The organism is Pseudomonas sp. B7(2017), from assembly GCF_002112745.1.
In the GTDB taxonomy this organism is placed as follows: Bacteria; Pseudomonadota; Gammaproteobacteria; order Pseudomonadales; family Pseudomonadaceae; genus Aquipseudomonas; species Aquipseudomonas ekonensis.
This window is the reverse complement of record NZ_NEIP01000005.1, coordinates 77,628-101,921: the sequence shown is the minus strand read 5'-3', so window position 1 is coordinate 101,921 and position 24,294 is coordinate 77,628. Positions and strand designations below refer to the sequence as shown.

Here is a 24,294-nt window from a genome sequence, read left to right as displayed (position 1 = left end):
GTGTCGTTGTGGAAATTGCCTGTCTTGATCTTGAAGGGGTGCTGGTGCCGGAAATCTGGATCGCCTTCGCCGAAAAAACCGGAATCGAATCGCTCAAGGCCACCACCCGGGACATTCCCGACTACGACGTGCTGATGAGACAGCGCCTGCGGATCCTCGACGAGCACGGCCTCAAGCTTTCGGACATCCAGGAAGTGATCGCCACCCTCAAGCCGCTGGACGGCGCGGCGGAATTCGTCGACTGGCTGCGCGAGCGCTTCCAGGTGGTGATCCTGTCGGACACCTTCTATGAGTTTTCCCAGCCGCTGATGCGTCAGTTGGGCTTCCCGACCTTGCTCTGCCACCGTCTGGTCACCGATGACAGCGGGCGGGTGACCGGCTACCAACTGCGTCAGAAAGATCCCAAGCGTCAGTCGGTCCTGTCCTTCAAGAGTTTGTATTACCGGGTGATCGCCGCCGGCGATTCCTACAACGACACCAGCATGCTGGGCGAGGCGGACGCCGGGATCCTGTTCCACGCGCCGGACAACGTGATCCGTGAGTTCCCGCAGTTCCCGGCGGTGCACAGCTTTGCCGAACTGAAGCAGGAGTTCCTCAAGGCGTCGAACCGGGACTTGAGCCTGTAAGGCTTGTTGTGGCGAGGGCCCCAGGGCCCTCGCCACACCGCTCAGAGGTTCTGCAAGGTCTCGAGCAGGACCTTCACCTTGGTGATCGATTCCTGGTATTCCGCCTGCCAGTCCGAGTCGGCGACGATCCCGCCCCCGCCCCAGCAGCACACCTGCCCGTCCTTGACCAACAGGCTGCGGATGGCGATGGAGCTGTCCATCTCGCCGCGCACGTCCAGATACAGCAACGAGCCGCAGTACAGGCCGCGCCGGGTCGGCTCCAGTTCGTCGATGATCTGCATCGAGCGGATCTTCGGCGCGCCGGTGATCGAACCGCCGGGGAAGCTGCCGGCGATCAGGTCCAGCGCGTCGCGGCCGTCCGCCAGTTCGCCGGTCACGCTGCTGACCAGGTGATGCACGTTCGGATAGCTTTCCAGGCTGAACAGCTCCGGCACCCGCACCGACCCGGTGCGGCAGGTGCGGCCCAGGTCGTTGCGCAGCAGGTCAACGATCATCAGGTTTTCCGCGCGGTCCTTGGGGCTGTCCAGCAGTTCGGCGGCGTTGGCGGCATCTTCGGCCGCCGTTGCGCCGCGGGGGCGGGTGCCCTTGATCGGCCGGGTCTCCACCTGGCGCCGGCTGACCTTGACGAAACGCTCCGGCGACAGGCTCAGCACCGCGCCGCCGTCGGGCAGGCGCTGGAAGCCGGAAAACGGCGTCGGGCAGGCTGCGCGCAACGCCTTGTACGCCAGCCATGGATCGCCTTCGCACGGGGCGCGGAAGCGCTGGGCGAAGTTGACCTGATAGCAGTCGCCGGCCTGAATGTACTGTTGGATGCGCTCGAAGGCCTGACGGTAGTCATCGGCCGAGAGGTCGGCCGCCATCGGCGACTTCAGGCCAAAAGGCGCGTCTGCCGCGTTCGCGGGCCGGCTGAACAGCTCGATCAGGCGCTGCCTTTCGTTGTCGTTCACTGACGGATGGAACACCAGCTGACTGGTGGCCGCCAGGTGATCGCTGATCAGGGCCCAGTCGTACAGGCCGAAGCGTGCGTCGGGCAATTGCAGGTCATCCATGGCCTGGCTCGGCAGGTTCTCCAGGTGCCGGCCGAAGTCGTAGCTCAGGTAGCCGATCAGGCCGCCGGCGAACGGCAGTTCGCTGCCGTCGGGCAGTGCGGCGTCGCCCAGGCGCGCCAGTTGGCTGCGCAGGCGTTGCAGGAAGCGCTCGCCGCTTTCGTCCGGCAACACCGCCAGTTGCTCCAGCGGCCAGGCGCTGAGCAGGTCGAAGCGGCCGCGGTCGGCGCTCGGGCGGCCGCTGTCGAGCAGCACGGCGCCGGGGGCGTGGCGGACAGCCGCGAAGTAGTCGGCGGGATCGGCGCGGTAGGGCAGCAGGTGTACGGAACAGGTCGGCATGGGCGGGGCAAATCGGCCATCGAGGCGGGGTGGGGATTGTAGTCCCCTCAGGGGTTCGCTCCTAGAGGGGATGTCGGGGATTGGCAGATCGGGGGCCGTTCTGCAGGGCGCGCCAATGCACATGAGCCCTGTGGGAGCGAGCCTGCTCGAAGGTCGCGACGCGGCGCCGGATCAGCCCTCGACCGTCGGGATGTGCCCGAACATTTCCTGGGTGAACGCCACGCGCTCCGCCGCCGTCTCGGTGATGCCCCGGGCCTTGAGCTGCTCCAGGTGCGCCTCGACCGCATGGGTGCGCGACGTCAGCCCGCAGTCGTTGGCGATCTGGATGTTCAGCCCCGGCCGGGCGTTGAGTTCGAGGATCAGCGGGCCCTTGTCCTGGTCCAGCACCATGTCCACGCCGATGTAGCCCAGGCCGCACAGTTCGTAGCAGCCGGCGGCCAGCTTCATGAAGCCGTCCCAGTAGGGCAGCTGTACGCCGTCCACCGCGTTGGTGGTGTCCGGGTGCTTGCTGATGAAGTTGTTCAGCCAGGTGCCGCGCAGGGTCAGGCCGGTGGCCAGGTCGACGCCGACGCCGATGGCGCCCTGGTGCAGGTTGGCCTTGCCGTTGGACTGGCGGGTCGGCAGGCGCAGCATGGCCATCACCGGGTAGCCCATCAGCACGATGATGCGGATGTCCGGCACGCCTTCGTAGCTGATGCTGCGGAAGATCTGGTCCGGGGTCACCCGGTACTCGATCAGCGCCCGGTCGCGGTGCCCGCCCAGGGAATACAGGCCGGTGAGGATGCTGGAGATGTGGTGCTCGATCTCCTCGTGGCTGATGATCTTGCCCGACACCGTGCGGTAGCGGCCCTCGAAGCGGTCGGCGACCACGATGATGCCGTCGCCGCCGGCACCCTGGGCCGGCTTGATCACGAAATCGTTGCGCCCGCCGATGATCTCGCCGAGCTTGTCGATTTCCTTCTCGGTGGAGATCACGCCATACAGTTCCGGCACATGGATGCCGGCCTGGAGCGCGCGCTCCTTGGTGATGATCTTGTCGTCGACGATCGGGTACAGGCTGCGCTTGTTGTACTTGAGCACGTAGTCCGCGTTGCGCCGGTTGATGCCCATGATGCCGCGGGCTTCCAGGGCCTTCCAGGTCTTCCAGAAACCGAACATCAGGCGTCAGCCTTCTTCAGGAAAGCCTTGAAGCGCACCAGTTCGGTCAGGCGGTAGCCGCGGTAGCGACCCATGGCCAGCATGAAGCCCACCAGGATCAGCAGCACCGCCGGGAAGGTGAACACGAAGTACACCAGCTCCGGCACGGTCATGATCAGGTGCGCCAGGGACGCGGCGAACAGCGTGCCGATGGCCACTTTCATCGCATGGCTGGCGCCGCGCTCTTCCCAGGTGATCGACAGGCGTTCGATGGTCATGGTCAGGATCACCATCGGGAACAGCGCCACCGACAGCCCGCGCTCAAGCCCCAGCTTGTGGCTGAACAGGCTGATGGCGGCGATCAGCACGACCACGAAGGTCAGCACCACCGACAGGCGCGGCAGCATCTGCAGCTTCAGGTGTTCCAGGTACGAGCGCAGCGAAAGGCCCAGCGCCGTGATCACGGTGAACAGCAAGATGCCGAAGCCCAGTTGCGTCTCGCGAAAGGCCAGGGCGATCAGCACCGGGGTGAACGTGCCCAGGGTCTGCAGGCCGATCAGGTTGCGCAGGATGAGGATCACCAGCACGCCGATCGGGATCATCACCATGATCATGAAGGTCTGCTGGGTCTGCAGCGGCAGGCCGTACAGCGAGTATTCGAGGAAGTTGGCGTCGGTGTTCTCGTCGGTCAGCTTGGCCAGGCGGATGGCGTTCATTTCGCTGTTGTTCAGGCTGAAGGTCACGTTGGCCTTCTTGCCGCCGTCGACGGTGATCAGGTTCTCGTCGCCGATCCACCACAGCAGACGGTCGGTCGGCAGGCCCTGTTCGCCGGTTTCCGGGTTGAAGTACAGCCAGTCGGTGCCGTTGAAGCTGCGCAGCCACAGTTCAGGCATCTGCGGCTGGTCGGCCACCAGGCGGATGGTGTGCACCTTTTCCACCGGCACGTGGGCGATGGACAGCAGCAGCTCGACGATCTTGGCCTTGTGCGCGGTGGACGGATCGCCCGCCAGCAGCAGTTTCACGTTGTCGTCGTTGACGTTATTGACCCGCTTGATCGCCTCGCCGATGAAGGTCTCGACGTCGGCCGAGTGCTGGCGGATCGGCGCGAGCAGGGCTTCGGCGGCGATCTTTTCGGGGCCTTCGATGGCCATGCTGTCGCGGAAGGTCGGGCCTTTGACCTTGGATTTCTCGGCGGTGTAGCGCTTGGTCAGCACCAGGCGGTAGTAGAGGGTCTGGTTGCCCTTGGCCCGACGCGCCGACCAGGTGACCTTGCGGTTGCCGTCGATGCGGTTGACCGCCACCCCGTAGTTGTTGGAGATGAAGCTCTCGTTGAGGCTGACGTAGTCGCGGCTCAGGGGCGGCACGAACATCTGGATCTTGACCGGGTCCTTGGTGCTGGCGACGAACTCGACCTTGGCGTCGATGTTCCACAGGTCGTCGGTGGCGTCTTCGGTGACCGGGATGCCGAGCACGAAAATCTGATAGGCCGTGACCGAGACGCCCAGCAGCACGAGGACGGCGATCAGGATTTTCAGGTGGAAGGTAAGAGAACGCATTGAAATTACTCGGCGGTATGAGCGGCGATGGCGCAGGCAGGCTTGCCGGCAGCGTATTTAAGACTGGGGTCGACCAGCGCATCGAAGCGCTTGAGCGCTTCGGAGCCGATCAGAAGCGGGTATTGGAACGCACTGCGGTCGGTCAGGTTCACTTCGATGCTGCGCATCGCCGCGCCCATGCAGATGTCGAGCTCGATCACCGGGCGGGCGGTGTACTGCTTGCCCTCTTCGGGGTCGTAGTCGCCGGCGCGGCGCTTGATCTTGCTGACCCGGGCCAGCGGCCGCTCGATCGGGTGCGAATGCGCCTTGTCGATGGCCAGGTAGAAGCGCACCCACGACTCACCGTTGCGCTTGAAGCGCTTGATGTCGCGGGCGCTCAGCGAGGCGGTCTTGGCGCCGGTGTCGAGCTTGGCCGCGACTTCCAGGTTGATGCCGTCCAGCGCCGCGTACTCGTTGAGGCCGTACACGGTCTTCTCCCCGGCGGCGGCAAGGGCGGGCAAGCAGAACAGCGCGAAGAATGTGGGGAAGGGCTTGAGTCTCATAAATCCTGGCGAGCAGCGTTCCGTTCTCGGTTCAGGGCCACGGCATCAGGAGGTCCTGTCTGCCCGTGTGCCTTCGTGTGCCTATCAGCTTTTTATGACAAGCCGTGCAAATGACCCGCAAATGCGGGCGGCATTCTAGCACGACGCATTTATGGCGCCAGCGCCGGGGGCGGTCTATAACCCATGGGGTTGGAATCGCGGGTTATTAGACGATTGTCGACAATGTCTATTTATCCTTTGACTGATGCGGGCTAATTGGCTAGTTTTTGCCGCATTGGAATTCAAGGTGTCGACAATATGCTGGATCAACTCGATCCTCCGGTCGCCAGCGGCGACGATTCGGAAACGCTCTCGGAAAACGTCTTCCGGCGCATCCAGGCCGCCATCGTCAAGGGGGAGATCGCCCCGGGCAGCAAGATCTCCGAACCTGAGCTGGCGCGCACCTACGGCATCAGCCGCGGCCCGCTGCGCGAGGCCATTCATCGCCTGGAAGGCCAGCGTCTGCTGGTGCGGGTGCCGCACGTCGGGGCGCGGGTGGTGTCGCTGAGCCACGCCGAACTGCTGGAGCTCTACGAGATCCGCGAATCCCTCGAAGGCATGGCGTGCCGCCTGGCGGCCGAACGCATGAGCAGCGAAGAAATCGACGAGCTGCGCCAGGTGCTGGAGACCCACGAGCGCGACGCGGCGTTCCAGGCCGGGCTCGGCTACTACCAGCAGGAAGGCGATTTCGACTTCCATTACCGGATCATCCAGGGCAGCGGCAACCGCACCCTGACCCAGATGCTCTGCGGCGAGCTCTACCAATTGGTGCGCATGTACCGCATCCAGTTCTCCACCACGCCCAACCGTCCGCGCCAGGCCTTTGCCGAACACCACCGGATCCTCGACGCCATCGCCGACCGTGACGGCGAACTGGCCGAACTTCTGATGCGCCGCCACATCGGCGCCTCCAAACGCAACATCGCCCGTCACTACCAGGACGGCGCCAACCCGACAGCCACTGAACGAGGTGAGTCATGAGTTCCAACCAGAACACTCCAGGCCAGCGTTTTCGCGACGCGGTCGCCAGCGAGCATCCGCTGCAAGTGGTCGGCGCGATCAACGCCAACCATGCGCTGCTGGCCAAGCGCGCCGGCTTCAAGGCGATCTACCTGTCCGGCGGCGGGGTGGCCGCCGGCTCCCTCGGCGTGCCGGACCTGGGCATCACCGGCCTGGATGACGTGCTGACCGACGTGCGCCGCATCACCGACGTCTGCGACCTGCCGCTGCTGGTGGACGTGGACACCGGCTTCGGCGCCTCGGCGTTCAACGTCGCGCGCACCGTCAAGTCGATGATCAAGTTCGGCGCCGCCGCCATCCACATCGAAGACCAGGTCGGCGCCAAGCGCTGCGGCCACCGTCCGAACAAAGAGATCGTCACCCAGCAGGAGATGGTCGACCGCATCAAGGCCGCCGTCGATGCCCGCACCGACGACAGCTTCGTGATCATGGCCCGCACCGACGCCTTGGCCGTCGAAGGCCTGGAGTCCGCCCTGGACCGCGCTGCGGCGTGCATCGAGGCCGGCGCCGACATGATCTTCCCGGAAGCCATCACCGAACTTGAGATGTACAAACTGTTCGCCAGCCGCGTGAAGGCGCCGATCCTGGCCAACATCACCGAATTCGGCTCGACGCCGCTCTACACCACCGAGCAACTGGCCGGCGCCGACGTGTCGTTGGTGCTGTACCCGCTGTCGGCGTTCCGCGCCATGAACAAGGCGGCCGAAAACGTCTACACGGCGATCCGCCGCGACGGCACCCAGCAGAACGTCATCGACACCATGCAGACGCGCATGGAGCTCTATGACCGCATCGACTACCACACCTTCGAGCAGAAGCTCGATGCGCTGTTCGCGCAGAAGAAAGGCTGAACCAGATCCTGTGGGACGGGCAGGCCCGCTCCCGCAAGTTTCCCAAACAAATTCAAGAAGATTGGAGACAGCAATGGCCGAAGCAAAAGTACTCAGCGGCGCCGGGCTCCGGGGCCAGGTCGCCGGGCAGACCGCCCTGTCCACCGTGGGCCAGGCCGGTGCCGGCCTGACCTACCGCGGCTACGACGTGCGCGAACTGGCGGCGGATGCGCAATTCGAAGAGGTGGCGTACCTGCTGCTCTACGGAGAACTGCCGACCCAGGCCCAGCTCGCCGCCTACCAAGGCAAGCTGAGCAAGCTGCGCGACCTGCCGCAGGCGCTCAAGGAAGTGTTGGAGCGCATTCCCGCCGACGCCCACCCGATGGACGTGATGCGCACCGGTTGCTCGTTCCTGGGCAACATCGAGCCGGAGAAGGACTTTTCCGAGCAGCGCGACAAGACCGACCGCCTGCTGGCCGCGTTCCCGGCGATCATGTGCTACTGGTACCGCTTCAGCCACGACGGCAAACGCATCGACTGCGTCAGCGACGAGCCGTCCATCGGCGGCCACTTCCTGCACCTGCTGCACGGCAAGAAGCCGAGCGAGCTGCACGTCAAGGTGATGAACGTCTCGCTGATCCTCTACGCCGAGCACGAGTTCAACGCCTCGACCTTCACCGCCCGCGTGTGCGCCTCGACCCTGTCGGATCTGTATTCCTGCGTGACGGCGGCCATCGGCTCGCTGCGCGGCCCGCTGCACGGCGGCGCCAACGAAGCGGCGATGGAAATGATCGAGCGTTTCTCGTCGCCGGAAGAGGCAATCAAAGGCACCCTCGGCATGCTTGAGCGCAAGGACAAGATCATGGGCTTCGGCCACGCGATCTATAAGGACAGCGACCCGCGCAACGAGGTGATCAAGGGCTGGTCGAAGAAGCTCGCCGACGAAGTGGGCGACAAGGTGCTGTTCCCGGTCTCCGAGGCCATCGACAAGACCATGTGGGAGCAGAAGAAGCTGTTCCCCAACGCCGACTTCTACCATGCCTCGGCGTACCACTTCATGGGCATCCCGACCAAGCTGTTCACCCCGATCTTCGTCTGCTCGCGCCTGACCGGCTGGGCGGCGCACGTGTTCGAGCAGCGCGCCAACAACCGCATCATCCGTCCGAGCGCCGAGTACACCGGCGTCGAACAGCGCAAGTTCGTGCCAATCGAACGTCGCTGAATGGTGGAGGTCAGGCACCGATACCGACGTTCACCGAAGTCCTTGTGGGAGCTGGCTTGCCAGCGATGACGGAGTCATATCCAGCATCGATGGCGGCTGACCCGCCGCAATCGCTGGCAAGCCAGCTCCCACAGGGTTCGTGTGAATTTCGAGGTTGATGCCAGGCCTCGCCCTTTGAAACTACCGTGCCCCGAGTCCTGACCGATGAACACACAATTTCGTAAACCGCTCCCCGGCACCGCCCTGGACTACTTCGATGTCCGCGCCGCGGTCGAGGCGATCCAGCCCGGCAGCTACGACACCCTGCCGTACACCTCCCGGGTGCTGGCGGAAAACCTGGTGCGCCGCTGCGACCCGGCCACGCTCACCGATTCGCTCAAGCAACTGATCGAGCGTAAGCGCGACCTCGACTTCCCGTGGTTCCCGGCCCGGGTGGTGTGCCACGACATCCTCGGCCAGACCGCGCTGGTGGACCTGGCCGGCCTGCGCGACGCGATCGCCCGGCAGGGCGGAGACCCGGCGCAGGTCAACCCGGTGGTGCCGACCCAACTGATCGTCGACCACTCGCTGGCGGTGGAGGCGGGCGGGTTCGATGCGCAGGCGTTCGAGAAGAACCGCGCCATCGAGGACCGTCGCAACGAGGACCGTTTCCATTTCATCAACTGGACCAAGAAAGCGTTCAAGAACGTCGACGTGATCCCGCCGGGCAACGGCATCATGCACCAGATCAACCTGGAGAAAATGTCCCCGGTGATTCAGGTGCGCCCCGATGAAAACGGAAAACGCGTGGCGTTCCCCGACACCTGCGTGGGCACCGACAGCCACACCCCGCACGTCGATGCGCTGGGCGTGATCGCCATCGGCGTCGGCGGCCTTGAGGCCGAAAGCGTGATGCTCGGCCGCGCCTCGTGGATGCGCCTGCCGGAAAGCGTCGGCGTCGAACTGACCGGCAAGCTGCAGCCGGGCATCACCGCCACCGACATGGTGCTGGCGCTGACCGAATACCTGCGCAAGCAGAAGGTCGTCGGCGCGTGGCTGGAGTTCTTCGGCGAGGGCGCCTCGGCCCTGACCCTGGGCGACCGCGCGACCATCTCCAACATGGCCCCGGAATACGGCGCCACGGCGGCGATGTTCTACATCGACCGGCAGACCATCGACTACCTCAAGCTCACCGGCCGCGACGACGAGCAGGTGCAGTTGGTCGAGAACTACGCCCGCACCACCGGCCTGTGGGCCGACAGCCTGACAGGCGCGCAGTACGAGCGCAGCCTGAGCTTCGACCTGTCCTCGGTGGTGCGCAACATGGCCGGCCCGAGCAACCCCCACGCCCGCGTGGCGGTGGCGGATCTGGCCGCCAAGGGCATCTCCGGACAGTGGGACGACGTGCCGGGGCAAATGCCCGACGGCGCGGTGATCATCGCCGCCATCACCAGTTGCACCAACACCAGCAACCCGCGCAACGTGATCGCCGCCGGCCTGCTGGCGCGCAACGCCAACAAGCTGGGGCTGACCCGCAAGCCGTGGGTCAAGTCGTCGCTGGCGCCGGGCTCCAAGACCGTGGCGCTGTACCTGGACGAAGCGGGGCTGGGCCAGGAGCTGGAGCAGCTCGGCTTCGGCGTCGTGGCGTTCGCCTGCACCACCTGCAACGGCATGTCCGGCGCGCTGGATCCGGTGATCCAGCAGGAAATCATCGACCGTGACCTGTACGCCACCGCCGTGCTCTCGGGCAACCGCAACTTCGACGGGCGGATCCACCCGTACGCCAAGCAGGCGTTCCTTGCTTCGCCGCCGCTGGTGGTCGCCTACGCCATCGCCGGCACCATCCGTTTCGACATCGAGAAAGACGTGCTGGGCGTGGCCGACGGCAAGGAAATCCGCCTGAAGGACATCTGGCCGAGCGACGAAGAGATCGAAGCGGTGGTCAAGGCGGCGGTGAAGCCTGAGCAGTTCCGCCAGGTCTACATCCCGATGTTCGCGATCCACGAAGACACCGGCCCCAAGGTCGCGCCGCTGTACGACTGGCGCGAGATGAGCACCTACATCCGCCGTCCGCCGTACTGGGAAGGCGCGCTGGCCGGGGCCCGTCCGCTCAAGGGCATGCGCCCGCTGGCGGTGCTGCCGGACAACATCACCACCGACCACCTGTCGCCGTCCAACGCGATCATGCTCGACAGCGCCGCCGGCGAATACCTGGCGAAAATGGGCCTGCCGGAGGAGGACTTCAACTCCTACGCGACCCACCGCGGCGACCACCTCACCGCCCAGCGCGCGACCTTCGCCAACCCGAAACTGTTCAACGAAATGGTGCAGGAGAACGGCAAGGTCAAGCAGGGCTCGCTGGCCCGGGTGGAGCCGGAAGGCAAGGTGATGCGCATGTGGGAAGCCATCGAGACCTACATGGACCGCAAGCAGCCGCTGATCATCATCGCCGGCGCCGACTACGGCCAGGGTTCGTCCCGTGACTGGGCGGCCAAGGGCGTGCGGCTGGCCGGGGTCGAGGCCATCGTCGCCGAAGGCTTCGAGCGCATCCACCGCACCAACCTCGTGGGCATGGGCGTGCTGCCGCTGGAGTTCAAGCCGGGCACCGACCGCAAGACCCTGGGCATCGACGGCAGCGAGACCTACGACGTGATCGGCGACCGCACGCCGCGCGCCGACCTGACGCTGGTGATCCACCGCAAGAACGGCGAACGCGTCGAGGTGCCGGTGACCTGCCGCCTCGACACCGCCGAAGAAGTGTCGATCTACGAGGCCGGCGGCGTGCTGCAGCGCTTTGCCCAGGACTTCCTCGAAGAGTCGGCGGCCGCCGTCTAATCCACGCTGTGCCGGCGCGGGCCTCAAGGTCCGCGCCGGCGATTAAGGAGCACCATGGCTCACGCACCACAGATCAAGATCCCCGCCACCTACATGCGCGGCGGCACCAGCAAGGGCGTGTTCTTCAGCCTGCAGGACCTGCCCGAAGCGGCGCAGGTGCCGGGCCCGGCCCGCGATGCGTTGCTGCTGCGGGTGATCGGCAGCCCCGACCCTTACGAGAAACAGATCGACGGCATGGGCGGCGCCACGTCCAGCACCAGCAAGACCGTGATCCTGTCCAAGAGCATCAAGGCCGACCACGACGTCGACTACCTGTTCGGCCAGGTCGCCATCGACAAGCCGTTCGTGGACTGGAGCGGCAACTGCGGCAACCTCTCGGCGGCGGTCGGTTCGTTCGCCGTCAGCAACGGCCTGGTCGACCCCGACCGCATTCCCCGCAACGGCGTGGCGGTGGTGCGGGTGTGGCAGGCCAACATCGGCAAGACCATCATCGCCCACGTGCCGATCACCAACGGCGAAGTCCAGGAGACCGGTGACTTCGAGCTCGACGGCGTGACCTTTCCGGCGGCCGAAGTGCAGCTGGAATTCATGGATCCGGCGGCGGAAGAAGAGGGCGGCGGCGGTTCGATGTTCCCCACCGGCAACCTGGTCGACGACCTGGAAGTGCCCGGCGTCGGCACCTTCAAGGCGACGATGATCAACGCCGGCATTCCGACGATCTTCGTCAACGCCGAGGACATCGGCTACAAGGGCACCGAGCTGCAAGGCGCGATCAACGGCGACCCGAAGGCGCTGGCGATGTTCGAGACCATCCGCGCCCACGGCGCGCTGCGCATGGGCCTGATTTCCCGTCTGGAAGAGGCGGCCCAGCGCCAGCACACGCCGAAGGTGGCGTTCGTCGCGCGGCCTGCGGATTACCTGGCCTCCAGCGGCAAGGCAGTGGCGGCCGAGGGCGTCGATCTGCTGGTGCGCGCCCTGTCCATGGGCAAGCTGCACCACGCGATGATGGGCACGGCGGCGGTGGCCATCGGCACGGCGGCGGCGATCTCCGGGACGCTGGTGAACCTGGCGGCCGGCGGCACCGAGCGCAATTCCGTGCGCTTCGGCCATCCGTCCGGGACGCTGCGGGTCGGCGCCGAGGCGAGCCTGGAGAACGGCGAGTGGGTCGTGAAGAAAGCCATCATGAGCCGCAGCGCGCGGGTGCTGATGGAAGGTTTCGTCCGGGTGCCCGGCGACGCTTTCTGACCTGACCGGAACACGGTGTGGGAGCCTGTCGGGCGGTGCTTTCGCTGGCGTCATCGCCAGCAGGCTGGCTCCCACCTTGTTTTGCGGCGACCGCGCAGGTTGCTCCACCCGAGATCCCTGTGGGAGCCAGCCTGCTGGCGATAGCGTCAGCCCAGACGCCACAGCAGAATCGATACAGCCGCATTTCCACAATAAGAAAGCGTTAGCCCTGAACCGAGGTCCCCTCAACGAACCACTTCACGGAGTGAATCGACCATGAGCGCCAACGTCGACCAGAACAACCGCCCCGACTACGACCGTGTCCTGCAGGACATCGCCGACTACGTCCTCACCTTCAAGACCGAATCCGCCGAGGCCCTCGACACCGCCCGCCACTGCCTGATGGACACCCTGGGCTGCGGCCTGCTGGCCTTGCGCTTTCCGGAGTGCACCAAGCATCTGGGCCCGCTCGTGGAGGGCACCGTCGTGCCGTTCGGTGCGCGGGTGCCGGGCACGCCTTACCGGCTCGATCCGGTGAAGGCCGCGTGGGACATCGGCTGCGCCGTGCGCTGGCTGGACTACAACGACACCTGGTTGGCCGCCGAGTGGGGGCATCCGTCCGACAACCTCGGCGCGATTTTGGCGGTGGCCGATCACCTGTCGCAGCAGCGCGTGGCCCGGGGCGAGACGCCGCTGGACATGCGTGCGGTGCTCGAAGCGATGATCATGGCCCATGAGATCCAGGGCGTGATCGCCCTGGAAAACTCGTTCAACCGCGTAGGGCTCGATCACGTCATCCTGGTGAAAGTCGCCTCCACCGCCGTCAGCGCCAAACTGATGGGCGCCAACCGCGAGCAATTGCTGTCGGCGCTGTCCCATGCCTTCGCCGACGGCCAGGCGCTGCGCACGTACCGCCATGCGCCGAACGCCGGCTCGCGCAAGTCTTGGGCGGCGGGGGACGCGTCGAGCCGGGGCGTCAGGCTGGCCGACATCGCGATGCGCGGCGAGATGGGCATCCCCGGCGTGCTGAGCGCCCGGCAGTGGGGCTTCTACGACGTGTCGTTCAGCCACACCAACAGCGATCTGGCGCTCAAGCCTGAAGACCGGCGCTCCTTCAGCCTCTCACGGCCGTTCGGCAGTTATGTGATGGAGAACGTGCTGTTCAAGGTCAGCTTCCCCGCCGAGTTCCATGCGCAGACCGCCTGCGAAGCCGCCGTGGCCCTGCATCCGCAGGTGCGCGACCGTCTGCGCGAGATCGACCGGATCGTCATCACCACCCACGAATCGGCGATCCGCATCATTTCCAAAGTCGGCCCTTTGGCCAATGCCGCCGACCGCGACCATTGCCTGCAATACATGACCGCCGTGCCGCTGGCGTTCGGCGACCTGGTGGCCGAGCACTACGAGGACGGCTTCCACGCGGCGCATCCGATCATCGATGAGCTGCGGGACAAGATGATCATCGTCGAGGATCCGCGCTTCACCCGCGAGTACCTGGAGGCGGACAAGCGTTCCATCGCCAATGCGGTGCAAGTGTTCTTCAAGGACGGCACCCACACCGACAATGTGCGGGTGGAGTACCCGATCGGCCACCGCCGGCGCCGGGCCGAGGGGATTCCCCTGCTGGAGGACAAGTTCAGGGCCAACCTGGCGACGCGTTTTGGCGGGCAGCGGTGCGGGGAGATCGTGGCGTTGTGCAGGGATCAGGCGCGGCTGGAGGGGACGGCGGTGAACCGGTTTGTCGATCTGTTCGTCATCTGAGCGACTGCGTCATCGTTCAATCGCGAGCAGGCTCGCTCCCACAATGTCGTGCGTGGCACAGAAACTGTGGGAGCGAGCCTGCTCGCGATGGCGCCGGTGCGGGCGCCGCAGTACTACTTGAAGCGCCGCTCGACGCCTTTCTCCACCAGGATCTTGGCCGAGATCTCTTCCACCGAGAAATGCGTGGAGTTGATGTGCGGGATGTTCTCGCGGCGGAACAGGTTCTCCACTTCGCGCACTTCGAACTCGCACTGGGCGTAGCTCGAATAGCGGCTGTTGGGCTTGCGTTCGTTGCGGATCGCGGTGAGGCGGTCCGGGTCGATGGTCAGGCCGAACAGCTTGTGCTGGTGGGCGCGCAGGGCGGCCGGCAACTGCAGGCGCTCCATGTCGTCTTCGGTCAGCGGATAGTTGGCGGCGCGGATGCCGAACTGCATGGCCATGTACAGACACGTCGGCGTCTTGCCGCAGCGCGACACGCCCACTAGGATCAGGTCCGCCTTGTCGTAATAATGCGTGCGGGCGCCGTCGTCGTTGTCCAGGGCGAAGTTCACCGCCTCGATGCGCTCCATGTAGTTGGAGTTGTGGCCGATGGAGTGGGACTTGCCGACGGTGTAGGAGGAATGCTCGGTCAGTTCCTGTTCGAGCGGCGCCAGGAAGGTCGAGAAGATGTCGATCATGAAACCATTGGACGTGGCCAGGATCTCACGGATGTCCTGGTTGACGATGGTGTCGAAGATGATCGGCCGCAGGCCGTCCGCTTCGGCGGCCTTGTTGATTTGCTGTACCATGGCCCGCGCCTTTTCGACGGTGTCGATGTAGGGCCGCGTGAGTTTGCTGAAGGTAATGTTCTCGAACTGCGCCAGAAGGCTTTGACCCAGGGTTTCGGCGGTGATGCCGGTGCCATCGGAGATGAAGAAAGCGGATCGTTTCATGTGCACCCTGGACCTTAAGTGAGTGTCCTGCGTCATTCGCCACACAGGACGCTTGATTCTTGGATATGATAGGCGCGGTTTGCCGGCCGCCATCGGCCCGCATTCTCACTTATTTTCCAGGTCCAGGCCATACAGCCGGCCGACGCTCCCCCGAGCCGCCGGTTTCTGAGCTTTTCCAACACAGTTAGTGGAGAGATCACCTTGGTAGAGTACGTAGTTTCCCTCGATAAGCTCGGCAAACACGATGTTGAGCATGTGGGGGGCAAGAACGCATCCCTGGGCGAGATGATCAGCAACCTGGCAGGCGCCGGCGTTTCCGTTCCCGGCGGCTTCGCCACCACCGCTCAGGCCTATCGCGATTTCCTGGAACTGAGCGGTCTGAACGACCGGATCCACGAAGCCCTCGACGCGCTCGACGTCGACGACGTCAATGCGCTGGCCAAGACCGGCGCCCAGATCCGCCAATGGATCATGGAAGCCGAATTCCCCGAAAAGCTGAACGCCGAAATCCGCACCGCGTTCGCCGCGTTGTCGGCCGGCAACCCTGACGTGGCCGTGGCCGTGCGTTCCTCCGCCACCGCCGAAGACCTGCCGGACGCTTCCTTCGCCGGCCAGCAGGAAACCTTCCTGAACATCCGTGGCGTGGACAACGTGATCCGCGCCGCCAAAGAGGTGTTCGCTTCGCTGTTCAACGACCGTGCGATCTCCTACCGCGTGCACCAGGGCTTCGACCACAAACTGGTCGCCCTGTCGGCCGGCGTGCAGCGCATGGTGCGTTCGGAGACCGGCACCGCCGGCGTGATGTTCACCCTCGACACCGAATCCGGTTTCCGTGACGTGGTGTTCATCACCGGCGCCTACGGCCTGGGCGAAACCGTCGTGCAGGGCGCGGTGAACCCGGACGAGTTCTACGTCCACAAGGGCACGCTCTCGGCCGGCCGTCCGGCGATCCTGCGCCGCAACCTGGGCAGCAAGGCGATCAAGATGATCTACGGCGACGAGGCCAAGGCCGGTCGTTCGGTCAAGACCGTCGATGTCGACAAGGCCGACCGCGCGCGTTTCTGCCTGACCGACGCCGAAGTCAGCGAACTGGCCAAGCAGGCGATGATCATCGAGAAGCACTACGGCTGCCCGATGGACATCGAGTGGGCCAAGGACGGTGACGACGGCAAGCTGTACATCGTGCAGGCCCGTCCGGAAACCGTGAAGAGCCGCACCCAGGCCAACGTCATGGAACGTTACCTGCTCAAGGAAACCGGCACCGTGCTGGTGGAAGGCCGCGCCATCGGCCAGCGCATCGGCGCCGGCAAGGTGCGGATCATCAAGGACGTGTCCGAGATGGACAAGGTTCAGGTCGGCGACGTGCTGGTCTCCGACATGACCGACCCGGACTGGGAACCGGTCATGAAGCGCGCCAGCGCCATCGTCACCAACCGTGGCGGCCGTACCTGCCACGCGGCGATCATCGCCCGTGAGCTGGGCATTCCGGCGGTGGTGGGCTGCGGCAACGCCACCCAGCTGCTCAAGGACGGCCAGGGCGTGACCGTGTCCTGCGCCGAAGGCGACACCGGCTACATCTTCGAAGGCGAGCTGGGCTTCGACGTCAAGAAGAACTCCGTGGACGCCATGCCGGAGCTGCCGTTCAAGATCATGATGAACGTCGGCAACCCGGACCGCGCCTTCGACTTCGCGCAGCTGCCGAACGCCGGCGTGGGCCTGGCCCGCCTGGAGTTCATCATCAACCGCATGATCGGCGTGCACCCCAAGGCGCTGCTGAACTACGACGGCCTGCCGCAGGACATCAAGGAAAGCGTCGACAAGCGCATCGCCGGCTACAGCGACCCGGTCGGCTTCTACGTCGAGAAACTGGTCGAGGGCATCAGCACCCTGGCCGCGGCGTTCTACCCGAAGAAGGTCATCGTGCGTCTGTCGGACTTCAAGTCCAACGAATACGCCAACCTGATCGGCGGCAAGCTGTACGAGCCGGAAGAAGAGAACCCGATGCTGGGCTTCCGCGGCGCCTCGCGCTACATCAGCGAATCGTTCCGCGACTGCTTCGAGCTCGAGTGCCGTGCGCTCAAGCGTGTGCGCAACGAGATGGGCCTGACCAACGTCGAGATCATGGTGCCGTTCGTGCGCACCCTGGGCGAAGCCTCTCAAGTCGTCGAGCTGTTGGCCGAAAACGGTCTGGCCCGCGGCGACAACGGCCTGCGCGTGATCATGATGTGCGAGCTGCCGTCCAACGCCATCCTGGCCGAAGAGTTCCTCGAATTCTTCGACGGCTTCTCGATCGGTTCCAACGACCTGACCCAGCTCACCCTGGGCCTGGACCGGGACTCGGGCATCATCGCCCACCTGTTCGACGAGCGTAACCCGGCGGTCAAGAAACTGCTGGCCAACGCCATTGCCGCATGCAACAAGGCCGGCAAGTACATCGGCATCTGCGGTCAGGGCCCGTCGGACCACCCGGACCTGGCCAAGTGGCTGATGGAGCAGGGCATCGAAAGCGTGTCGCTGAACCCGGACACCGTGCTGGAAACCTGGTTCTTCCTCGCCGAAGGCCAGGCTTGATAACGATGTGAACGGACCGCTCCCTCCGGGGGGCGGTCTTTCAGTGATTGAAACAGGGCGAGCGCCTTCGGATGCCGCCCTTTTTTGTGCAAGAGCATTATGCAAAGCAGCAGCAACCTGTTTCCCGTCGCCCTGATCAGCGCCGAGCGGCGCGGCGATCTGAGCGAAGACATCTACCGGCTGAAACCGGGCAACAGCCCGGACTCGACCGTCGAACTGGCCGTCACCCGCCTGGGCATGGCCGACGAACCGGCCGCGCGCGGCGTGCCGGTGATCCTGCTGCACGGCAGCTTTTCCAACCGGCGGTTCTGGTTCTCTCCCAAGGGGCTGGGGCTGGGCGCCTACCTGACGCGCCTGGGCTTCGACGTGTGGATACCGGAGATGCGCGGCCATGGCCTGTCCCGGCGCAACGAGGACTACCGCCGCAACCGCGTCGCCGACTACGCCCGCTACGACCTGCCGGCCATCGCCGCGTTCGTGCGTGAGCAGAGCGGGCAGGTCCCGCACTGGATCGGCCATTCCCTGGGCGGCATCACCTTGGCGGCGGCGCTGGGCGGCGAGTACCTCGGCGAACCGGCGGTGGCGTCGGCGGCGTTCTTCGGCACCCAGGTCAGCCGCACCTACTGGCCGCTGAAGATTCCGCCGGTGGAGTGGAGCGGGCGTTTCATCCTCAAGCGCTTTGCCCAGCTGTCCGGCTCGCGGCTCAAGCGCGGCCCGGAGGACGAGCCGATCGGCCTGGCCCTGGAAAGCATGCGCTGGTACGGCCTGTTCGGGCGTTTCGGCGACAAGGACAAGGACTGGTGGGCCGGCCTTGCCGACGTGAAGGTGCCGGTGTTGGCGGTGAGCGCGGCGGGGGACCATCAAGATCCGGCGTGGGCCTGCCGCAAGCTGTACGAGCAGATCGGTTCCGAAACCAAGCAATTCATCAATCTGGGGCGCGAGCAGGGCTTCAGCGAGAATTTCGGCCATGTCGAGATGCTGGTGAGCAAAGCCGCGCAGGCCGACGTGTGGCCGTTGGTGGCGCGTTGGCTGGCGGATCAGCAGACGCCGTTGCTGGGCGAGAAACCGGATCTGGCTGCGGCGGTATGAGCGCAAGGCTCTGACAAGGGCATTTCGTTCAGGGCCGCTTGCGGCTAAGATATGACGCATTGCGTGGTTCTGGTCACAAATGGTGACTGTTTAGCTATTACGTTTCAGCGTTTGTTCAGGTTCGGTCGGCGACCATGGCGCAAGCCAAGGTAAACGGCGGCCACCGGAACTCGTTTCAACAGCATGCGGCATCCCTGATCGTTTTCCTCTTTACAGGAGTTTTTCGATGATCCATTACCTCACCCCTGACCTGTGCGACGCCTACCCGGAGCTGGTGCAGGTGCTGGAGCCGATGTTCAGCAATTTCGGCGGCCGCGATTCGTTCGGCGGCGAAATCGTGACCATCAAGTGCTTCGAAGACAACTCGCTGGTCAAGGAGCAGGTCGAGCTCAAGGGCAACGGCAAGGTGCTGGTGGTCGATGGCGGCGGTTCCCTGCGCCGCGCGCTGCTGGGCGACATGCTGGCCGAGAAGGCGTCGAAGAACGGTTGGGAAGGGCTGGTGATCTACGGCTGCATCCGTGACGTCGACGTCATCGCCCAGACCGACCTGGGTGTCCAGGCGCTCGCCAGCCACCCGATGAAGACCGACAAGCGCGGCATCGGCGACCTCAACGTCGCGGTGACCTTCGCCGGCGTCACGTTCCATCCGGGCCAGTACATCTATGCGGACAACAACGGCGTGATCATCTCGCCGAGCCCGCTGAAGATGCCGGAATAAGTCGCCGTACGCACAGGGGTGAGGATGTTCGAGGAAGACAACGCGCAGTGGGGGCTGGTGCATGCCCTGGTGCTGGACGGCAAGGGCGGTGCGCGTTCGATAGCCCGGACGGACCTGGACGACCTGCAGCTGCAGGCCCATGAAAGCCTGTGGCTGCACTGGGACCGCAGCCATCCGCAGACCCAGACCTGGCTGCGCAAGTCCAGCGGACTCAACGAATTCGCCTGCGACCTGCTGCTGGAAGAGAACACCCGGCCCCGCCTGCTGCCGCTGGCGGATTCCGAATTGCTGCTGTTCCTGCGCGGGGTCAACCTCAACCCGGGGGCCGAACCCGAGGACATGGTGTCGGTGCGTATCTTCGCGTCGGCCCAGCGGGTGATCTCCCTGCGCCTGCGTCCGTTGCGCGCCACCGATGAACTGCTGGCGCAGTTGGCGGAAGGCAAGGGGCCGAAAACGTCTTCCGAGCTCATCCTCTACCTGGCGCAGTACCTCACCAACAAGGTGCAGGATCTGGTCACCTGCCTCTCGGAAATGGTCGATGACGAGGAAGAAAAGCTGGATGCCGACGAACGGTATACCCCCGAGCATGGCGCCAATCTGCACATCCGTCGACGCGCGGCGGGACTGAAGCGTTTTCTGGCCCCGCAGCGGGATATTTTCGGACAGTTGTCCCGGATAAGGCTGCCATGGTTCGTCGATGACGACGGCGATTACTGGAACGAACTGAACAACAGCCTGACCCGCTACCTCGAAGAGCTCGAATTGACCCGAGAGCGCGTGGGGCTTGTGCTGGAGGCCGAAGACCGGCGCCTGAGCGTGCGGATGAACCGCACCATGTACCGCTTCGGCATCATCACCGGGATCTTCCTGCCGATGAGTTTCCTCACCGGCCTGTTGGGGATCAACGTCGGCGGGATTCCGTTCTCCACCAGCCCCTACGGCTTCCTGATCGCCTGCCTGACCGTGGTCGCCGTGGCGCTCGGGCAGTGGTGGCTGTTCCGCCGTTTGCGCTGGGTGTGAACATGGCGCATGTGACCCGACCAAATTTGCCCGCGTCTTTCACAGACATCACGAGAGGTGCGTATGCACGATCCGTTTGAACAGTCTTTGCGCGACATGCTCAACGCCTCGCCGTCCAGCCGTGACGACGACGCCTGCCTTGGCCGCGTGCTCAAAACCGCCAACCGCCAGGTCGGCGCCGGCGACCTGTTCAGCCTGCTGGGCCGCTGGCTGCCCGCGCTGATGATCGCCCTGAACAACGGCTCGGCCCATGTCGCGCCGGTCTCCCGTCTTCGTAAACCCACCGCCCGCACCGCTGATAAGGCTGATTGAATATGGAACTTGACCTCTGGACCCAGAGCCTCGTCACTGCAATGACTGCGTTGTGGACAAAAGTCGCCAACTTCATCCCGAACCTGTTCGGCGCGCTCGTCGTGTTGCTGCTCGGTTTCGTAGTGGCCAAGCTGCTGGACACCTTGCTGTCCAAATTGCTGGCCAAACTGGGCCTGGATCGCCTGATGGCCGGCACCGGCCTGACCAAGCTGATGTCCCGCGCGGGGCTGCAAGTGCCGATCTCTACCCTGATCGGCAAGATCGTGTATTGGTTCGTCCTGCTGATTTTCCTGGTTTCTGCGGCAGAATCCCTTGGCCTTGAGCGGGTTTCGGCTACGCTGGACATGCTGGCGCTGTATGTGCCGAAGGTGTTCGGTGCAGCGCTGGTGCTGCTCGTCGGCGTCCTCTTGGCCCAACTGGCCAACGGATTGGTGCGCGGGGCGGCGGAAGGCGTCGGTCTGGACTACGCTTCAGGACTTGGACGCATCGCACAGGGGCTGGTGATCATCATCAGCATCTCGGTCGCGATCAGCCAGCTTGAGGTCAAGACCGACCTGCTGAACCATGTGATCGTCATCGTATTGATTACCGTTGGTCTGGCGGTTGCGCTGGCCATGGGCCTGGGAAGCCGGGAAATCGCCGGTCAGATCCTGGCGGGCATCTATGTGCGTGAGTTGTATCAGGTAGGGCAACAAGTGCGTGTTGGCGAGGTCGAAGGGCAGATCGAGGAGATCGGCACGGTTAAAACCACATTGCTGACCGATGAGGGTGAGCTAGTCTCTCTCTCCAATCGGATCCTTTTGGAGCAGCATGTGAGTAGCCGCTAACCCGGCAAACCCTGCTAATGTATGCCGCCGCAAAATGCCAGCCGTCGCTGGCGGCGGTGGACATTGACCTGACTGTCGGCCCGACCTGTTTTGAATAAAGCCCAAACGCTATCCACGCGCTACGACCCCCGCGAGCTCTCTGACGAGGAGTTGGTCGCGCGCTCGCACACCGAGCTGTTTCACGTGACGCGCGCGTATGAAGAACTGATGCGGCGTTACCAGCGGACATTATTTAACGTTTGTGCGCGGTATCTCGGGAACGATCGCGACGCAGACGATGTCTGTCAGGAAGTGATGCTCAAGGTGCTGTACGGCCTGAAGAATTTCGAGGGCAAGTCGAAGTTCAAGACATGGCTATACAGCATCACCTACAACGAATGCATCACGCAGTATCGCAAGGAACGGCGAAAGCGTCGCTTGATGGACGCACTGAGTCTTGACCCCCTCGAAGAAGCGTCGGAAGAGAAGGCGCCGAAACCCGAGGAGAAGGGTGGACTGGATCGCTGGCTGGTGTATGTGAACCCGATCGACCGTGAAATCCTGGTGCTACGATTTGTCGCAGAGCTGGAGTTTCAGGAGATCGCAGACATCATGCACATGGGCCTGAGCGCGACCAAAATGCGGTACAAGCGCGCTCTTGATAAATTGCGTGAGAAATTTGCAGGCATTGCTGAAACTTAGTTCGGCGCAAATATCTCTTACGTGTAGGCAAGTTCTGATAGACTTGCCGCCGAGTTGTCCCCCGGTTTGCGGGACTGCTTCACAATCACCAGATGGGGATTTAACGGATGAAACTGAAAAACACCTTGGGCTTGGCCATTGGTTCTTTGATTGCCGCCACTTCGTTCGGCGCTCTGGCACAAGGCCAAGGCGCAGTTGAAATCGAAGGCTTCGCAAAGAAAGAGCAATTCGACAGCGCTCGTGACTACAAGAACAACGGCAACCTGTTCGGCGGTTCCGTTGGTTACTTCCTGACCGACGACGTTGAGCTGCGTCTGGCCTACGACGAAGTGCACAACGTGCGTTCCGACGACGGTCGTAACATCAAGGGCGCAAACACCGCCCTGGACGCTCTGTACCACTTCAACAACCCGGGCGACATGCTGCGTCCGTACGTATCGGCTGGCTTCTCCGACCAGAGCATCGGTCAGAACGGCACCGGCGGTCGTGACCGCTCCACCTTCGCCAACGTTGGCGGCGGCGCCAAGCTGTACTTCACTGACAACTTCTACGCCCGTGCCGGCGTTGAAGCTCAGTACAACATCGACAAAGGCGACACCGAGTGGGCTCCAAGCATCGGTATCGGCGTGAACTTCGGTGGCGGCTCCAAGCCAGCAGCCGCTCCGGTTCCAGCTCCTGCTGAAGTCTGCTCCGACAGCGACAACGACGGCGTTTGCGACAACGTCGACAAGTGCCCGGACACCCCAGCCAACGTAACCGTTGACGCTGATGGCTGCCCAGCAGTTGCTGAAGTCGTACGTGTTGAGCTGGACGTGAAGTTCGACTTCGACAAGTCGGTTGTTAAGCCAAACAGCTACGGCGACATCAAGAACCTGGCTGACTTCATGAAGCAGTACCCTTCGACCACCACCACCGTTGAAGGTCACACTGACTCCGTAGGTCCAGACGCTTACAACCAAAAACTGTCCGAGCGTCGTGCAAACGCCGTTAAGCAAGTTCTGGTTAACCAGTACGGCGTTGGCGCTAACCGCGTTCAGTCCGTTGGCTACGGCGAATCCCGCCCAGTGGCTGACAACAAAACCGAAGCTGGCCGCGCCGTTAACCGTCGCGTAGAAGCTCAGGTTGAAGCCCAAGCTAAGTAATTAGCTCGCCGCTTTGAGAAAAGCCCGGCTCAGGCCGGGCTTTTCTTTGCCTGCGATTTGCTGAGGCGGGGCGCCTCAGGCTGACTGATGCGCCGCCGCTGCCGGCGAACCGCGCTCCCACACGAGTTGGGCCGAATGGCCGGCCACCGCGCCAATCACCAGGATCGCAGGGCTTTTCAGCCCGAACGCCCGGGCCGCTTCCTCCATGGCCGCCAGATCGCTGCAGCATTCCCGCTGCTGCGCCAAGGAGGCGTTCTCGATCATGGCCACCGGTGTATCCGCCGCCATGCCGCCTGCCAGCAGCTGTTCCCGAATCTCGCCGAGTTTGGCCACCCCCATGTAGATCACCAGGGTCGTCCCGCCCTGCGCCAGAGCCTGCCAGTTCAGTCGGCTGTCGTCCTGGGTGTGCGCCGTGACCAACGTCACGCCCCGCGCCACGCCGCGCAGCGTCAGCGGTATGTCGCAGCGCGTCGCCCCGGCCAGCCCGGCGGTGATGCCATTGACCAGTTCCACCTCGACGCCGCGCTCACGCAGCCACTGCGCCTCCTCGCCGCCGCGCCCGAATATGCACGGATCGCCGCCCTTGAGCCGCACCGTGCATTTGCCTTGGCGGGCGTAGCGCAGCATCAGCCGGTGGATGAAGGCCTGGGGCGTGGAACGGCAACCGCCGCGCTTGCCCACGGCGATGACCCGCGCGGCGGGGCAATGCTCCAGCACCGCCGGATTGACCAGGTCGTCGATCAGCACAACGGCCGCTTCACGCAGGGCGCGGACGGCCTTGAGGGTCAGCAGTTCCGGGTCGCCGGGGCCGGCACCCACCAGCCAGACTTTTGCGTTCATGGTGTT

General features: G+C 64.3%; 21 protein-coding genes. 15 read left to right on the top strand and 6 right to left on the bottom strand.

Annotation, left to right across the window (positions count from 1 at the left end; all coding sequences use genetic code 11):
• Positions 1–8: 8 nt before the first annotated feature.
• Positions 9–626 (top strand): bifunctional phosphoserine phosphatase/homoserine phosphotransferase ThrH, encoded by a 618-nt coding sequence (thrH, locus tag CAG29_RS11675; protein WP_085577617.1) that lies wholly within the window; start codon positions 9–11, stop codon positions 624–626.
• 41 nt (positions 627–667) lie between these two features.
• On the opposite strand, the gene pabB is transcribed toward thrH, so the two are convergent.
• The 4 genes from pabB to CAG29_RS11655 form a co-directional block, all read right to left on the bottom strand.
• Positions 668–2,011 (bottom strand): aminodeoxychorismate synthase component I, encoded by a 1,344-nt coding sequence (pabB, locus tag CAG29_RS11670; RefSeq protein ID WP_085577616.1) that lies wholly within the window; start codon positions 2,009–2,011, stop codon positions 668–670.
• Positions 2,012–2,182: 171 nt separating this feature from the next.
• On the bottom strand, positions 2,183–3,169 hold the full coding sequence (locus tag CAG29_RS11665) for an alpha-L-glutamate ligase-like protein (RefSeq protein WP_085577615.1): 987 nt from the start codon (positions 3,167–3,169) through the stop codon (positions 2,183–2,185).
• Positions 3,169–4,704: an inactive transglutaminase family protein gene (locus CAG29_RS11660; RefSeq protein ID WP_085577614.1), complete on the bottom strand. Its 1,536-nt coding sequence runs from the start codon at positions 4,702–4,704 to the stop codon at positions 3,169–3,171. Before CAG29_RS11660 ends, CAG29_RS11665 begins: the two co-directional genes overlap by 1 nt.
• 5 nt (positions 4,705–4,709) lie before the next feature.
• Entirely contained in the window at positions 4,710–5,246 is a 537-nt protein-coding gene (locus CAG29_RS11655; RefSeq protein WP_085577613.1) for an ATP-dependent zinc protease, read from the bottom strand.
• Positions 5,247–5,543: 297 nt separating this feature from the next.
• Between CAG29_RS11655 and CAG29_RS11650 the strand changes: the two genes are divergently transcribed.
• The 6 genes from CAG29_RS11650 to prpD all read left to right on the top strand — a co-directional run bounded on the left by CAG29_RS11650 (position 5,544) and on the right by prpD (position 14,156).
• On the top strand, positions 5,544–6,266 hold the full coding sequence (locus tag CAG29_RS11650; RefSeq protein WP_085631342.1) for a GntR family transcriptional regulator: 723 nt from the start codon (positions 5,544–5,546) through the stop codon (positions 6,264–6,266).
• The gene (gene prpB / locus CAG29_RS11645) at positions 6,263–7,156 is read left to right on the top strand and encodes a methylisocitrate lyase (protein WP_085577611.1); all 894 of its coding nucleotides are present in this window, start codon (positions 6,263–6,265) and stop codon (positions 7,154–7,156) included. Before CAG29_RS11650 ends, prpB begins: the two co-directional genes overlap by 4 nt.
• Before the next feature lie 73 nt (positions 7,157–7,229).
• A complete protein-coding gene (gene prpC, locus CAG29_RS11640; RefSeq protein ID WP_085656304.1) occupies positions 7,230–8,357 on the top strand; it encodes a 2-methylcitrate synthase in 1,128 nt (375 codons plus the stop codon).
• A gap of 204 nt (positions 8,358–8,561) precedes the next feature.
• Positions 8,562–11,171 (top strand): Fe/S-dependent 2-methylisocitrate dehydratase AcnD, encoded by a 2,610-nt coding sequence (acnD, locus tag CAG29_RS11635; protein ID WP_085694482.1) that lies wholly within the window; start codon positions 8,562–8,564, stop codon positions 11,169–11,171.
• A gap of 54 nt (positions 11,172–11,225) precedes the next feature.
• Complete coding sequence (gene prpF / locus CAG29_RS11630) at positions 11,226–12,416, top strand: 2-methylaconitate cis-trans isomerase PrpF (RefSeq protein ID WP_085577608.1); 1,191 nt, start codon at positions 11,226–11,228, stop codon at positions 12,414–12,416.
• Positions 12,417–12,671: 255 nt separating this feature from the next.
• Positions 12,672–14,156, top strand: coding sequence for a 2-methylcitrate dehydratase (prpD, locus tag CAG29_RS11625; protein ID WP_085631347.1), 1,485 nt, complete (start codon positions 12,672–12,674; stop codon positions 14,154–14,156).
• Between the two features lie 113 nt (positions 14,157–14,269).
• Here the strand turns inward: prpD and CAG29_RS11620 are convergent, their stop codons facing one another.
• Positions 14,270–15,088: a pyruvate, water dikinase regulatory protein gene (locus CAG29_RS11620; RefSeq protein ID WP_085577606.1), complete on the bottom strand. Its 819-nt coding sequence runs from the start codon at positions 15,086–15,088 to the stop codon at positions 14,270–14,272.
• Positions 15,089–15,289: 201 nt separating this feature from the next.
• Between CAG29_RS11620 and ppsA the strand changes: the two genes are divergently transcribed.
• The 8 genes from ppsA (at position 15,290) to CAG29_RS11580 (ending at position 23,448) form a co-directional block, all read left to right on the top strand.
• On the top strand, positions 15,290–17,659 hold the full coding sequence (gene ppsA / locus CAG29_RS11615; RefSeq protein ID WP_085577605.1) for a phosphoenolpyruvate synthase: 2,370 nt from the start codon (positions 15,290–15,292) through the stop codon (positions 17,657–17,659).
• Positions 17,660–17,758: 99 nt separating this feature from the next.
• Positions 17,759–18,748, top strand: a complete 990-nt coding sequence (locus CAG29_RS11610) for an alpha/beta fold hydrolase (protein WP_085631349.1) — start codon at positions 17,759–17,761, stop codon at positions 18,746–18,748.
• A gap of 229 nt (positions 18,749–18,977) precedes the next feature.
• A complete protein-coding gene (gene rraA / locus CAG29_RS11605; protein WP_170929976.1) occupies positions 18,978–19,466 on the top strand; it encodes a ribonuclease E activity regulator RraA in 489 nt (162 codons plus the stop codon).
• Between the two features lie 24 nt (positions 19,467–19,490).
• Positions 19,491–20,486, top strand: coding sequence for a zinc transporter ZntB (locus CAG29_RS11600; protein ID WP_085577602.1), 996 nt, complete (start codon positions 19,491–19,493; stop codon positions 20,484–20,486).
• A 63-nt stretch (positions 20,487–20,549) separates the two neighbouring features.
• Positions 20,550–20,798: a hypothetical protein gene (locus CAG29_RS11595; RefSeq protein WP_007951986.1), complete on the top strand. Its 249-nt coding sequence runs from the start codon at positions 20,550–20,552 to the stop codon at positions 20,796–20,798.
• A gap of 2 nt (positions 20,799–20,800) precedes the next feature.
• A complete protein-coding gene (locus CAG29_RS11590; protein WP_085577601.1) occupies positions 20,801–21,625 on the top strand; it encodes a mechanosensitive ion channel domain-containing protein in 825 nt (274 codons plus the stop codon).
• A 90-nt stretch (positions 21,626–21,715) separates the two neighbouring features.
• Positions 21,716–22,306 carry an RNA polymerase sigma factor SigX gene (gene sigX / locus CAG29_RS11585; protein ID WP_011333251.1) on the top strand — a complete coding sequence of 197 codons (591 nt, stop codon included), beginning with the start codon at positions 21,716–21,718 and terminating at the stop codon, positions 22,304–22,306.
• Between the two features lie 107 nt (positions 22,307–22,413).
• Entirely contained in the window at positions 22,414–23,448 is a 1,035-nt protein-coding gene (locus tag CAG29_RS11580; protein ID WP_085577600.1) for an OmpA family protein, read from the top strand.
• Positions 23,449–23,523: 75 nt separating this feature from the next.
• Here CAG29_RS11580 and cobA read toward each other — a convergent pair whose 3' ends face one another.
• Positions 23,524–24,288, bottom strand: a complete 765-nt coding sequence (cobA, locus tag CAG29_RS11575) for a uroporphyrinogen-III C-methyltransferase (protein WP_085694480.1) — start codon at positions 24,286–24,288, stop codon at positions 23,524–23,526.
• Positions 24,289–24,294 lie beyond the last annotated feature (6 nt).